Here is a 13,357-nt window from a genome sequence, read left to right as displayed (position 1 = left end):
ATTAGATGGCTTTTGTATGTTACGGGTATAAAGTTATTTGAAAATAACGATTGAATAATAGGTGAGATTATAACAATATTTGTGTAAGAGAATAAAAAATGTAGATAATTTCGATTTTCAAAAAAATCAATTTGAAAATATGTTTTTATTTTGCAACTAAATATGTTACTATATGTGTGATAAAAACAAAGAGGTCTGACAACTATACTCCACGTAATAACACTCTAATGATTTAAAAATTCAAAAAAATCAAAAATTAAAATAATAATTATATTAATGATTAGAGTAAAAATAAGGGGAATGGAGAAATTATGGAGAAAGACACTGCTTTGTAAGGGGCATATTTTATCATCTTGAGCAGAGAGGAGGATGCATAGCATATTGTAAAATATAGAGATAAACAATGAAAAAGTGCTATGCAAATGAAGAGCATGAAGGGACGTTTAAGGCCAGGTGATACGGTAGCAATTGGTTTAATGCTATTTGCATTATTTTTAGGAGCAGGAAATTTAATTTTTCCGCCAGTTTTAGGTCAACAAGCAGGAGAGAATGTTTGGATTGCTACAATAGGATTCCTTGTAACGGGAGTCGGATTACCCCTACTAGCTGTAACAGCTGTCGCGTTTGTAGAGGGGGACTTGAAAGCGCTATCTTCTAGAGTCCACCCTATATTTGCGTTTATTTTCCCATTGATTAGTTATTTAGCAATTGGACCATTTTTCGCGATTCCTCGTACTGGAGCTGTTTCGTTTGAAATGGGTATGAAGCCGTTTTTATCAGAGGCAATGGTTTCAGAGTGGTACATGCTATTTCTTTTCACGATAGTTTTCTTCGGAATAACGTGGTATTTATCATTAAATCCATCTAAATTAGTGGATTGGTTCGGAAAGTTTCTTACACCATTATTAGTATTAATTGTCGCTGTTATTGTCGGAAAGGCAATTATTGATCCAATTGGAGAGCCAGCTGCGCCGTTAGCTGCTTACAAAGAAAATGCTTTCTTTGGTGGATTTATTCAAGGATATTTAACGATGGATGCAATTAGCGCGCTCGTATTCGGAATTGTCGTTGTACAAGTTATCCGCTCTAAAGGGATAAAAGAGAGTAGTCAAATTGCAAAAATAACAGTAGTATCAGGTATTATCGCTGTACTTGGTTTAACGTTAATTTATTTATCGCTTGCTTATCTTGGTTCAACAAGCACATCACTTGGTATCTCAGAAAACGGTGGTCTTATTTTAACGAATGTTGTAAATGAGCTATATGGGACGAGTGGTAAAATTTTATTAGGGCTTGTTATTATACTCGCTTGTTTAACAACTTCTGTTGGGTTAACATCTGCGTGTGCGGGTTTCTTTACAAACTTATTCCCAAAACTTTCGCATAAAACGATTGTAACAATGGTATGTGTATTTAGTTTAATTGTATCTAACCTAGGTTTAACACAATTAATCGCAGTAACATTACCTGTGTTAATGATCATTTATCCAGTTGCAATTGTATTAATTGTACTTTCGTATTTCCATAAGTGGATTGGGAAGCGTAATACAATTTATATTGGAGCTATTTTAGGTGCATTGTTAATTAGTTTCTTTAACGGTTTAGAAAGTGCGAAAATTAAAATTGACGCGATTTCTAATGTACTACAAATGTTACCGTTATATAACGAAGGAATCGGATGGTTAATTCCATCATGTATTGGCGGGATTCTCGGTTTCTTCTTCTATAAATCAAATGAATCAAGTGAATTACAAAAGAAAGGTGCTTAGGCACCTTTCTTTTTTTTGAAGGGGATTTTTGTATTTTGTCTAAGTAATAATTGGGGGGGAATGATAAATGGCTAATTTTGAAGATTTTTTAAATTTGGATTTGAGAATTGGAACTGTAATACATGCAGAGGAATTTAAAGAAGCGAGAGTACCAGCGATTAAACTAGCAATAGATTTTGGAGAAATCGGGATAAAGCAGTCAAGTGCTCAAATTACGAAAAGGTATAGTCCAGAAGATTTAATCGGTCAACAAATCGTTGCTGTTGTAAACTTTCCACCAAAGCGTGTAGCTGGATTCAAATCAGAAGTACTTGTGCTTGGTGGTGTTCCTGAAGCTGGTGATGTTGTGTTACTTCAGCCTAATATGGAATTGCCAAATGGAACAAAAATTAGCTAGGGTGAAGGTAGGGGCTAATATGGATATCGGACGAGAATATTTGCAATGTGCGATTTCGAACTTTAAAGCAACAAAGAAACAAGGGGAGCGGGCACTTTCTCAATTATCATATGAACAAATACAATGGTCTTCTCATGAAGAAACGAATAGTATAGCGATTATTATTAAGCATCTTCACGGTAATATGCGTTCTAGATGGACGGATTTTTTAACGTCTGATGGTGAAAAAACAGATCGTAATCGAGATGGTGAATTTGAAGGATGCTATCACTCAAAAGAAGAAACCCTTATAGCTTGGCAAGAAGGATGGAAATATGTTTTTAATACGATGAATACTTTAACGCCGGAACACTTATTGAAGACGGTATACATTCGCGGTGAAGCACATACTGTCATGCAAGCAATTGAAAGGCAAATTGCTCATTATGCATTGCATATTGGTCAGATTATATACATTGGGAAGATGTTAAAAGAAAATGAGTGGGAATGTTTAAGTATTCCGAGAGGTCAATCTGCGCGTTATGTAGAGAAAAAACGTTCAACATAATAATAAGAAAGAAACCGATAAAAAATGGGAAAAAAGAAAGTCAGCCAAATAATAGATGGTTCTGTAATCATAAGAATACTGCCAAAAATAAGTCCATATATAATAAGAAAGGAATTGAAAAGTGTATTCACAGGGAGAAATCGTGAGATGAACACTTGCTGTCGTTTAAAACAATCACTGTGAAATAAATAAAAGCGGAAGTACCATGTGGCTGTAATAAGATCTTTCTTTTTCATAATTCTTTTTTTGCATGTATGACAGATAAATGGTGGTTGCATTTCATTACGCTCCATTTTTTATTTTCATAATAATGTGAGACAAAAGTAGGTACAAAGTGTATGTTCCTATATACGCTCCTGCAATAAGGAAAAATGGATTCAGTAAAATTCCATGAATGCTCGTCATGAAAACTAAATCTTGTATTAAAACATCGTATATATTAATGGAAATAATTATACCGAGTACATACAGTGCCAAGTACGCAGAAATATGTAGCACAATAGAGATTTTTGGTTGCTTAGCGGACAAATAAAAAATGAATGATAGAGCGATTGGTAATATTCCTATTAATAGCTTCAATTCATTTCACCTCATTAACAATATAGCCGAAATTTTAACGGTCTATTCTCTAGGGCTTGTACATAACTTGAAATAGAGAGGTGATAGTATGAATCGGGGCTTTTTTTTTATGAAGTTTACAAGTATGCGTAAGTTAGTTTTATTTGTTATTACTACAATGCTAGCGACTTTTTTTCTTATTAGTATGATGGTAACCTCTATGAAAGAGACAAAGTCAACGTATTTATATAATTGGTTAAATGAGTTATCGATGAATGGTTACATGTATGTACTTGGAAAAGAGAATCATTATTTTACACAGGAGTATCGAAATTTGAATCAAGATTTTTCAATTTCTTCTTTTCTCTTTTCTATGGCTACAAATATTCGCTTTAATGATGTACGCAGTTTCGTCGGGAAAGAGCTCCCGGGGTTTGGTAAGTACGATACAGAAATTGTTATTGCGGGTGAGGGTACAAATTATTCTAACTTACCGATAGAGTCGAGTGTTCCTCTTGAAGAAGTGGTGAAGGAACGGACTAGTGGAACTGGACAAGTACCTAAACAAGATACGAGTAAAGAGAAAAAACAGCCGTCCCAAACGACTGGGAAGAGACAAGTTGCGTTTATTTATCATACACATAGCTGGGAATCTTATTTACCTTTACTTAACTTAACGAATGACCCGAATCCGAATAAAGCAACGAGTTCTGTATCGAATATTTCTATATTAGGAGATCGTTTCCGTGAACAACTAGAAGGTGAAGGGATTGGAGCTACTAACGATAAGAGTGATGTTGGTCAAAAGTTAATAAGTAAAGGTTTAAACAGTAATAGTTCGTATAAAATGTCACGGGAAATTGTGCAGCAAGCTATGGCTGGAAATAAAGATCTTCAATACTTTTTTGATTTGCATCGTGACAGTGCCCGAAAGAATGTAACGACAAAAACAATTGGAGATAAATCATATGCAAAGCTTGCATTTGTAGTAGGGAAAGGAAATAAAAACTATGAAAAAAACTTACAATTAGCGACAGCTTTACATGAGGCGATTAATAAGAAATATCCAGGAGTGAGCCGTGGGGTCATTCAAAAAGGGTTCCAGACAGGAAATGGAATCTATAATCAAGACCTATCAGGACAAGCGATATTAATAGAAGTTGGCGGTGTAGATAATACAGAGGAAGAATTGAATCGATCAATTGATGCACTTGCTAAAGCATTTGGTGAATATTTTTGGCAGGCAGAAAAAGTGAATGGATAAAGTGAATTTTAAATTGGTGAGAGACCTCACCTGATGAGGATGAGTTCACAGTATTTTTGAAAAAACGTAAGTGTAATGCTTGCGTTTTTTCTTTGTAATGATGAGACGTCACAGAATAGACATAATTTGTCGTTGTTATAGTAATATCGAAATTTGTCAATTTATAGTAGGAGATTTACAAAGGAATTTTCGGGAAAGTAGAGAAAATCTTTTTATAAGGAAAACTTTTTATTATGAAACTGGTAGGGTGATTGAAGTGATTAGGGAAATCGAAATAGAAGATGCAGCATCATTTTTGCAATTAAGTAAGCAATTAGATGAAGAAACGAAGTTTATGTTATATGAACCAGGAGAAAGGAAAACTACAGCTGAGCAACAAGCAAAAATGATCCATCGCTTTATAGAAAATGAATATGCAACAATATTTGTAGCAGTTGAAGATGAGAGGATAGTAGGTTTTATATTAGTGAATGGAAATAACATTCAAAGAAAGAGGCATGTGGCAACCATTGTAATTGGTATTTTGCAAGAGTATAACGGGCGAGGTATTGGGACTAGATTGTTTAAAGAGGTTGAGAAGTGGGCAAAATTACATGATGTATGGCGTTTAGAATTAACAGTAATGGCCCACAATACAAGAGCTCAGGCACTATATAAAAAAGCTGGATTTGAGAAAGAAGGTGTCAAAAAAGCTGCTCTTATTATCGATGGAAAGGACATCGATGAGTATGAAATGGCCAAATTATTAAAATAAGAGGTCGTTATATGAAAAAAAGATGGGCACTACTCGGTATCGTAGCTGCAATAATTATTGTTGGAGTAGCAGGAATCAATTATAAAATGTATAAGGATAAGCAGGCGCGGGAAGTAAGTGTAAATAGCGTATTTCCGAAAGCGAAAGAAACGATTGCTAATATGGATGGGGATATTGCGGTAATTAATAATCCGAATTCAATGCTTGTACTTGTGAATAAAAGTAGGCGTTTACCAGATGGGTATAGACCGCCAGATTTAGTTATTCCGAAAGTACGCTACTCTAGTGAAGGTGATCAAGAAAAGAAAAAGATGAGAAAAGAGGCAGCGAGGGCGCTTGAGGATATGTTTCAGCAGGCTGACAACGAGCGTATTTTCCTGTTTGCAGTTTCTGGATTTAGATCTTTTGATCGACAAAAAGCATTAAATACAATGTATAAAAAACAAGACGGGGTAGCAAAAACAGCAATGTCTAGCGCGGTTCCTGGCACAAGTGAACATCAAACTGGACTAGCTATGGATATTACGTCTCAATCTGCTAAATTTCAGTTAGAGACGGTTTTTGGGGAAACGAAAGAAGGTCAGTGGCTTTCTGAAAATGCCCATAAATTTGGTTTTGTTGTTCGATACACAAAAGCGAAAGAAAGGATTACGGGTTATCGGTATGAACCATGGCACGTAAGGTATGTGGGAAATCCACAAGCTACATATTTGTATGATAATCAACTGACGCTTGAAGAAGTAACAGAGTAAATGATTGAGGGGAGAGACGTATAATGACGATGTTATATAAGAAAAAAGTACATGCATATATTACAAGAGAAAAAGAGGGGGTTATGCAATTACTTGTTTTTAAACATCGTGATATACATGAAGCTGGTATTCAAGTGCCAGGAGGAACGGTTGATGAAGGTGAAACGTTAGAAGCGGCTATATTGCGTGAAGTACAGGAAGAATCCGGATTGCGTCATTTATGCATAGAACGTTTTTTAGCAGATTACATCATACATATGAAAGAAAAACAGGAATATGAAAAACGCCACTTTTTTCATGTAACTTTACTAACAGATGTAAAGGATACTTGGGAACATATTGTAAGTGCTGGTGAGGAAGATAAAGGATTAGTATTTTGCTACGAATGGGTTGATATTGCAAAATGCCCTGAATTAGCTGGGAAACAAGGTGAGTTTTTACATTTGTTAGATGAAGTATACGCACAGTAATGTAAGAGTCTGAAGCGAAGTTCAATCCGTTTCAGACTATTTTTATTTTTCGGGAAATTAAAGATGTTTAAATAAGGAAAGTGAATTTCTTTAAAGGGATATTAATTAAGCTAGCTTATGCTTTTGAACAAGCGACAAAGCATAGAAAAATCCCCAACTTATCATGAATAGAATAAACAAAGAGGACAGGAATCCCTGTCCTCTTTGTTTTAGTGATTAAAGTGAAATATCGTTCTGCTCTGTCTTATGATATTTTAATAAACTAAAAGATAAACAAGCGGAACATAAAATAAGAATAGAAGCGATGATATAAATTGTACGAACACCGAACATATCAGTAATAATGCCAATGCTAAGCATAGATAGTCCAGAGGCTGTTGAAAGAAGTGCACCATGTGCTGTATACATTTTGGATAATAAAGCAGGGGCGACACTTGATTGTAAAACAGTCGTTTGGGAAATATCTCTAATTTGATAACATGGTCCCATTAGAACACATAGAAAAAGCGCAATAAATCCGCTGCTTGTCATACCGTATAAAAATGTAAGAATACTAAACATAAGAGAGCCAATCGACATAGATCGTATTAAATTGTTTTGAATATAGGAACTCATTTTCCAGGCTAATAGACCACCGATTAACGTGCCAACATAATAACTTGTATTAATATATCCCCACCATTCTTCGCCCTTATGAAGGATAGTCGTAACGTATGCCATCGTAATAGCACCAATCCATATTGTCCCTGCGAAAGTTTCGATTAAGTCCATATATGTAACGGTACGGAGAGAAGGATTTTGAAATAGGAGTTTCCAATCTTCCAATAAAACAGTACTTTTGGAAGAGGGAGAATCTGCTATTCTTTCAGTATGTATGGAACGTAATGAAAAATGTAATGCAATGCATCCGAAAATCATTAAAATGTTATTAATCATGAGTGTAGAAGTAGCGCCAATGAGAAGAACGACAATACTCGTAAATGAATAAGCAACGGCTTGCACAATTTGTGTTGAAAAGGAAAAGATACTATTTACTTTTACTAATTTTTCTTTCGGTGTAAGGCGCGGGAGAATACCGTATAATAACGGAGCACTCCACCCACTACATAATGAAATGACAAAAATAAAAGTTAATAGAGCTATAATGTTTGTGGATAAGACTGGGAACAAAATCATTAATAATAGTAAAAAGACTGTTTTCAGCCATTGGAGCGTATATAACAGCGTATAAGATGGAAAACGATTTATTATAAGTGGTGCAGAGATGTTAGCAATTAGATTTGTGATAACTTGTAATAATGGAAAAAGAGCAGTAATAGTAGCTGATTTAGTTGCTATATAAATATGAGTTGTAATAATCATTACATATACGATGTCAGCGAGAGTAATGCATATTTTGGAACCTAAATAGTAGATTAGTGACAGGTTTCTCAATAAGATTATCACCTCTATAAAAAATAGTATTTAGTAATTAGAATAATTGTAATTTAAAAATTAAAATTTTTAAAGAATTTAATTTTTTGTCACTTTTTGAAAGGGATTTTCATGTATAATGAAGAATATATTGATATAGTATTATATTAATAATCATTGTAACAGCGAGTATGTACAATAGCTTGTAGCAAACGCCCAAGTGTAAGAAAGGGCGGATAAACCATTCTTTTCTTCATATACATATAGAAAATGAGAAAGAAAGTGAGGGTTGCATATGGCTGCTTGGGTAATTTGGTTTATAATAGCTGGTATTTTATTTATCGCAGAAATGTTGTCGATTACATTTTACATGCTTTGGCTTGGAATTGGAGCTGTTGTCGGAGGTCTTATTGCTTTGTTTGCTCCTGATGCACTACTGTTACAAGTTACTGTTGGTGCAATTGTAAGTTTAACTTTGACATTCTTTACGAAAAGAATTTCAAAAAACTTTCGAGAAGCAAAAGGTTTTACTGATACAGTAGATATGCTTGTTGGTAAAAAAGGGATTGTTATGCAAGCGATTACAAATGAAGCGAATGGTATTGTGAAAGTGGATGGAGATACTTGGACAGCTATTGCAGATTCTTCAATTGATGCTGGAGAAAAAGTCGTTGTTATAAAGAGGCATAGTACTATATTACAAGTGAAAAAGGAGAGTGAATAAATATGGTAGCATTAACGTTAACGATTATATTCGCACTAATTGTAGTTACATTTATCGCATTAACAATTAAAATTATTCCTCAGCAAAAAGTTGGGGTTGTTGAAAGATTTGGTAAGTTTCAACGTATCATGCACCCAGGGTTAAATATTTTAATACCAATTGTAGATCGTGTTCGTGTATATCATGACTTACGTATTCAACAAACGAATGTACCACCGCAAAAGGTAATTACGAAAGATAATGTTCAAGTAGAAATTGATACTATTATTTTCTATCAAATTGTTGAACCAGAACTTGCGACATATGGTATTTCAAACTATGAATATGGTGTTCGTAATATTACTTCAGCAACGATGCGTCAAATTATCGGTAAAATGGAACTGGATGAAACGTTATCTGGTCGTGAAAAAATTTCAACAGAAATCCGCTTAGCGCTTGATGAAGCAACAGAAAAATGGGGCGTACGTATTGAACGTGTCGAAGTTGTTGATATTAACCCGCCAAAAGATGTGCAAGCATCAATGGAAAAACAAATGAAGGCTGAGCGTAATAAACGTGCGATTATTTTAGAAGCTGAAGCAGCAAAACAAGATAAAGTCCTTCGTGCTGAAGGGGAAAAGCAAAGTAAAATCTTGATGGCTGAAGGGGATAAAGAAGCGCGTATTCGCGAAGCTGAAGGTATAAAAGAAGCAAAAGAATTAGAAGCGCAAGGGGAAGCAAGGGCAATTGAAGAAATCGCAAAAGCAGAACAAAATCGTATTGAATTGCTTCGTGAAGCGAATTTGGATGAGCGTATACTTGCTTACAAATCATTTGAATCATTAGCTGAAGTTGCAAAAGGACCAGCAAATAAAGTCTTTATTCCGTCTAATGCAATTGAAACACTTGGTACTCTTGGGGCAATTGGAGAAATATTTAAAGAAAAACAAGTGAAGAAACTACCTTCAAATGATACAGGAAAAGAACAATAAAAGTGAGGAAGAGAAATGGGATACCATTTCTCTTTTTTTTGCGTATATTCCGAAAAGCTTGTACATATCCATGTATAAAGAAGGTGATGCAGTGAAAAAGTATGCAACTCGAATACATGGGAAGAAACTGATTTCGTTACTCCTTTTATATGCGCTAATAGTAATTATGATAGCGTCGATTTTGACGTCATTTTTACATACAATGAAATCGAATTATGCAAATCAATGGTTTGGAAAAGTATCGATGCAAGGTTTTGTTCAAATGATAGAAAGTGAGAATCGCTATTACGGATTTGATTATTTTAAGAAGAATAAAAGAGAGTCAGTTGGGAATTTAATGTTCTCTATCGCGACAGATTTGAAAATTAAAGATTTAAGAACATTCGTCGGTAAAGAAGTACCTGGTATGTCAAAGTATTATTCTAATATTATCGTAGCTGGGGAAGGGACAAACTTGACGAATATCCCAAATGAATCTAGTGTACCGATTGAAGAAGTAACGAAAGAACGGGAAATAGCAAAAGATAAAGTTACAGAAGCGGAAAAGAATAATCCGGTTCAGAAAAAGAACGGAGCGAAAAAAGGTGAAAGTGCAGTATATATTTATCATACACATAGCTGGGAATCCTTCTTTCCATTATTACCAGGGGCAACTGATTCATCTAGCCCAGATGTAAATGTGTCTTTACTAGGGAAACGTATGAAAGAGCAACTTGAAGGACAAGGAATTCCGGTAGTTCATGATAAAACGAATATGGGTGATTTATTAGCGAGTAAAAAATGGAAATGGCCGCAATCATATAAAGCGTCTCATGAATATGTAAAAGAAGCATTAGCACAAAATAATAAAATTGGGTTTCCGATTGATATACACCGTGACGATCAGCGTAAGAAAGTAACAACAAAAGTAATTAACGGAAAATCGTATGCAAGATTATATTTTATAATTGGGATGGAAAATGAAGGCCATGCTGAAAATGAAAAAATTGCAAGAGCGATCAATAGTTATTTAGATGAAAACTATTACGGATTAAGTAGAGGGATTTTTCCAAAGTATAAAAAAGATGGAAATGGCGTTTATAATCAAGATTTATCGAAAAATGCGATGTTAATTGAAGTTGGTGGTGTTGATAATACGTTAGATGAATTATATAACACAATTGATGTGTTAACAGAAGCGTTTAGTAAATATTATTGGAATGATGCGGAAAAAGTGAATGGATGAGGGACGGGAGACCGTTCCTTTTTTATTTTGGAATCTTAAAATGTGATATAATGGAATTTTATGAATGTTAAATAAAGGGGGAGAGAAACATGCAAATACTACTAATACGCCACGGAGAATCAGAAGCTGATATTTTACATGTGCATGAAGGTCGAGCTGATTTCGAGTTAACTGAAAAAGGGAGACAACAAGTACAAAGACTTGTACAGAAAGTGAAAAAAGATTTTGCACCAGATTTCATTTGGGCAAGCACATTAAAACGCGCTCGCGAAACGGGTGAAATATTAGCAGAAGCAATTGGTTGTCCAATTCAATTAGAAGAGGAATTAATGGAGTTTAATAATGGAATACAAGCTGGCTTATCATTTGAAGAAGCAAAGAAATACCCAGAGCCAAAGTTTCTTCATGACCGTTTTGAAAACGGAGAGTCATTTATTGAGTTTCGAATGAGAATAGAAGGAATCTTTTCTAAAATTATGATAGAGAATACATATGATCGAATTGCAATTGTTGCCCATGGCGGCGTAATTAATAGTCTATTACGTGCATTTTTCAAAATGCCAATTTCAATGGACTACTATTTCAAAATGGGAGATACGGGAATAAGTTTAATTGAAATTGAGGGTGAACAAAAAACGGTGCATTTCATTAATGATACGAATCATTTGGACGGGATGTAAAGACTTATGTACAAAGTTGTATTTTTCGATGTTGACGGTACGTTATTAAGTGAGATTGATAGAAGCATGCACGAAAGTACAAAAGAAGCGGTACAAAGATTAATAGATAAAGGAATTCACGTAGTTGTTACAACTGGAAGACCATATAGTTTATGCTCACAATTTAAGGAACTAGGTATAAATACGTTTATTTCAGCAAATGGTGCACATATAAAATGTGGGGAAGAAGTTATACATAAATCAGTACTTTCAAGCGAAATCGTTCATGATATTTCAAATTTTGCTGAATTACATGGTCACAGTGTTTCTTACTTTACAGAAGAATTTGCAATGAATAATATTGCTTCCAAAGATGAACGTGTCATACGAGCGTTAAATGAAACTTTAAATTTAGAGCGGTATCCTGACAAAGTTAGAAACTTATCAGATGAGATGTATTGCATATGTCTGTATGCTGATGATACAGAAGCTCAAAAATTCATTGAAAGATATCCAGCACTTACGTTTGAGCGTTTTCATGGTTACGTTATAAATGTATTGGAAGATAGTAAAGTATCGAAGCTAACTGCAATTCAAAAAGTATTGGAACATTTAAACATTAGTAAATTAGAAGCCATTGCTTTTGGCGATGGTGGAAATGATATTGAGATGTTGCAGTATGTAGGATTAGGAGTTGCGATGGGAAATGGTGGAGAGGAGTTGAAGAGAAGGGCTGATTTCGTTACAACGAAGGCGAGTGAAGGCGGAATTTCTTATGCCTTAAAGAAGTTACGAATTATTTAAAACTAATAGTTAGTCAGTGTGAAAAATCCTTTTTTAATAATGGCTTTTGTTAATATGTATACTGTTTTAGGGAATTATTTGAGCTCTCCTACTTACAATTTAACTGCAGAACAAATCCTTTATTTTCGCTTAGCAGGGCTGTTTGGTATGTTGCTGTCACCACTTGCAGGTCGTTTAACAAAGAGGTTTGAAGTAAGAAAGGTTCTTCAAGGAGGATTGTTGATTGCTATTTTTAGTCTAAGTTCAATGGGCTTTGTTTCGGATCTATCTCTACTTGTAATGATGAGTGTCTGTTTTGTAATAGGTATTGCTATATCCGTTCCGTCTTTAGTTTCTCTTGTAGGTCAATTAGGAGGGAAAGCAAGGGGAATATACTTTTATTTTATTTTTAGGCACTAGTATAGGACCTATCATTTCTATTTATCTTATGAAAATAGGAGGTTATGCTCAAACATTTATTTTATTAGGAATGATACTTTTTATTGGTTTTGTAGCTTCTCTATTTATAATTAATGAATGAGTGGAAAATCACTCAAATAAAGGAATGCGAGGATCTTTCATATGCTCACATAATAAAATATGAATTTGTCCACGATGATGATAAAAGTGTGCAACGATTTCAAGTAACCATTCAAAGCGCGAATAAGAAATCCCCCAATAGGCAGTCATAACTTCTGCTAATTCTATTTGGGAGTAGGAAAGAAATGTTTTAGAGAGAAGGTTGTATCCTTCAATCATCGTTTGTTGCATGTGAGCAACTGTTACGGGCGTATGTTCTATATAAAAGGTATGTAATTCTTTTTCTGAAATACCATTTAAAATGAGTAAATCAGCATGACAAATAAGAGAAAGATGTGCACACATTTCAAATAATGATCGTTTTGAGTGAATCGGTTGTATTTTTAAATCGTTTTCACTATATTGGTTAAGCATATAAATAGAAGTATCAATAGCAACTTTTAGTTGATGCAATGCAGATTGAACAAACATTGTAATTCTCCTCGTCTCCGTATATAATAGTTTCTTGAGGATATTATATCATACTCAAAA

At 34.4% G+C, this 13,357-nt stretch carries 16 protein-coding genes and 1 pseudogene; 13 read left to right on the top strand and 4 right to left on the bottom strand.

The features are described from left to right. Positions 1-431: 431 nt before the first annotated feature. The 3 genes from brnQ4 to EBQ15_RS10420 all read left to right on the top strand — a co-directional run bounded on the left by brnQ4 (position 432) and on the right by EBQ15_RS10420 (position 2,713). The gene (brnQ4, locus tag EBQ15_RS10430; protein ID WP_011110049.1) at positions 432-1,769 is read left to right on the top strand and encodes a branched-chain amino acid transport system II carrier protein BrnQ4; all 1,338 of its coding nucleotides are present in this window, start codon (positions 432-434) and stop codon (positions 1,767-1,769) included. 67 nt (positions 1,770-1,836) lie between these two features. Further along, the gene (csaA, locus tag EBQ15_RS10425) at positions 1,837-2,166 is read left to right on the top strand and encodes a chaperone CsaA (protein WP_001263017.1); all 330 of its coding nucleotides are present in this window, start codon (positions 1,837-1,839) and stop codon (positions 2,164-2,166) included. Continuing rightward, on the top strand, positions 2,147-2,713 hold the full coding sequence (locus tag EBQ15_RS10420; protein ID WP_000435828.1) for a DUF1572 domain-containing protein: 567 nt from the start codon (positions 2,147-2,149) through the stop codon (positions 2,711-2,713). The genes csaA and EBQ15_RS10420 overlap by 20 nt, the downstream gene beginning before the upstream one ends. Here EBQ15_RS10420 and EBQ15_RS10415 read toward each other — a convergent pair. Further along, on the bottom strand, positions 2,686-2,991 hold the full coding sequence (locus EBQ15_RS10415) for a hypothetical protein (RefSeq protein WP_033682818.1): 306 nt from the start codon (positions 2,989-2,991) through the stop codon (positions 2,686-2,688). The two genes, EBQ15_RS10420 and EBQ15_RS10415, sit on opposite strands and share 28 nt — an antisense overlap. Positions 2,992-2,995: 4 nt before the next feature. After that, a complete protein-coding gene (locus tag EBQ15_RS10410; RefSeq protein ID WP_000770736.1) occupies positions 2,996-3,292 on the bottom strand; it encodes a hypothetical protein in 297 nt (98 codons plus the stop codon). An 88-nt stretch (positions 3,293-3,380) separates the two neighbouring features. Between EBQ15_RS10410 and spoIIP (EBQ15_RS10405) the strand changes: the two genes are divergently transcribed. The 4 genes from spoIIP (EBQ15_RS10405) (at position 3,381) to EBQ15_RS10390 (ending at position 6,511) form a co-directional block, all read left to right on the top strand. Continuing rightward, entirely contained in the window at positions 3,381-4,535 is a 1,155-nt protein-coding gene (gene spoIIP, locus EBQ15_RS10405; RefSeq protein ID WP_001079280.1) for a stage II sporulation protein P, read from the top strand. 256 nt (positions 4,536-4,791) lie between these two features. Next, on the top strand, positions 4,792-5,289 hold the full coding sequence (locus EBQ15_RS10400) for a GNAT family N-acetyltransferase (RefSeq protein ID WP_000617567.1): 498 nt from the start codon (positions 4,792-4,794) through the stop codon (positions 5,287-5,289). Positions 5,290-5,300: 11 nt separating this feature from the next. Further along, positions 5,301-6,041, top strand: coding sequence for a M15 family metallopeptidase (locus EBQ15_RS10395; RefSeq protein ID WP_000747651.1), 741 nt, complete (start codon positions 5,301-5,303; stop codon positions 6,039-6,041). Between the two features lie 23 nt (positions 6,042-6,064). Beyond that, positions 6,065-6,511, top strand: coding sequence for an NUDIX hydrolase (locus tag EBQ15_RS10390; protein ID WP_000178285.1), 447 nt, complete (start codon positions 6,065-6,067; stop codon positions 6,509-6,511). A gap of 216 nt (positions 6,512-6,727) precedes the next feature. Here the strand turns inward: EBQ15_RS10390 and EBQ15_RS10385 are convergent, their stop codons facing one another. After that, on the bottom strand, positions 6,728-7,945 hold the full coding sequence (locus EBQ15_RS10385) for an MFS transporter (RefSeq protein ID WP_001245224.1): 1,218 nt from the start codon (positions 7,943-7,945) through the stop codon (positions 6,728-6,730). 274 nt (positions 7,946-8,219) lie between these two features. On the opposite strand from EBQ15_RS10385, the gene EBQ15_RS10380 reads away from it, so the two are divergent. The 6 genes and pseudogenes from EBQ15_RS10380 to EBQ15_RS10355 form a co-directional block, all read left to right on the top strand. Continuing rightward, positions 8,220-8,648, top strand: coding sequence for an NfeD family protein (locus EBQ15_RS10380; protein ID WP_000741974.1), 429 nt, complete (start codon positions 8,220-8,222; stop codon positions 8,646-8,648). A 2-nt stretch (positions 8,649-8,650) separates the two neighbouring features. Further along, positions 8,651-9,619, top strand: coding sequence for an SPFH domain-containing protein (locus EBQ15_RS10375; RefSeq protein ID WP_000226253.1), 969 nt, complete (start codon positions 8,651-8,653; stop codon positions 9,617-9,619). After that, the gene (spoIIP, locus tag EBQ15_RS10370; RefSeq protein WP_000613904.1) at positions 9,597-10,844 is read left to right on the top strand and encodes a stage II sporulation protein P; all 1,248 of its coding nucleotides are present in this window, start codon (positions 9,597-9,599) and stop codon (positions 10,842-10,844) included. Before EBQ15_RS10375 ends, spoIIP (EBQ15_RS10370) begins: the two co-directional genes overlap by 23 nt. An 89-nt stretch (positions 10,845-10,933) precedes the next feature. Further along, positions 10,934-11,524 carry a histidine phosphatase family protein gene (locus EBQ15_RS10365; RefSeq protein ID WP_001166452.1) on the top strand — a complete coding sequence of 197 codons (591 nt, stop codon included), beginning with the start codon at positions 10,934-10,936 and terminating at the stop codon, positions 11,522-11,524. A gap of 6 nt (positions 11,525-11,530) precedes the next feature. Continuing rightward, positions 11,531-12,307 (top strand): Cof-type HAD-IIB family hydrolase, encoded by a 777-nt coding sequence (locus tag EBQ15_RS10360; RefSeq protein WP_000278972.1) that lies wholly within the window; start codon positions 11,531-11,533, stop codon positions 12,305-12,307. A 33-nt stretch (positions 12,308-12,340) separates the two neighbouring features. Then, positions 12,341-12,827: pseudogene (locus tag EBQ15_RS10355) on the top strand (MFS transporter); the annotation flags it as partial. An 8-nt stretch (positions 12,828-12,835) separates the two neighbouring features. Here the strand turns inward: EBQ15_RS10355 and EBQ15_RS10350 are convergent. Further along, a complete protein-coding gene (locus EBQ15_RS10350; RefSeq protein ID WP_000498002.1) occupies positions 12,836-13,297 on the bottom strand; it encodes a DinB family protein in 462 nt (153 codons plus the stop codon). Positions 13,298-13,357: the final 60 nt, after the last annotated feature.

Source organism: Bacillus sp. 2D03, from assembly GCF_003946765.1.
GTDB lineage: Bacteria > Bacillota > Bacilli > Bacillales > Bacillaceae_G > Bacillus_A > Bacillus_A cereus.
The sequence above is the reverse complement of the archived record's forward strand: the minus strand, read 5'-3'. Positions and strand labels throughout refer to the sequence as shown.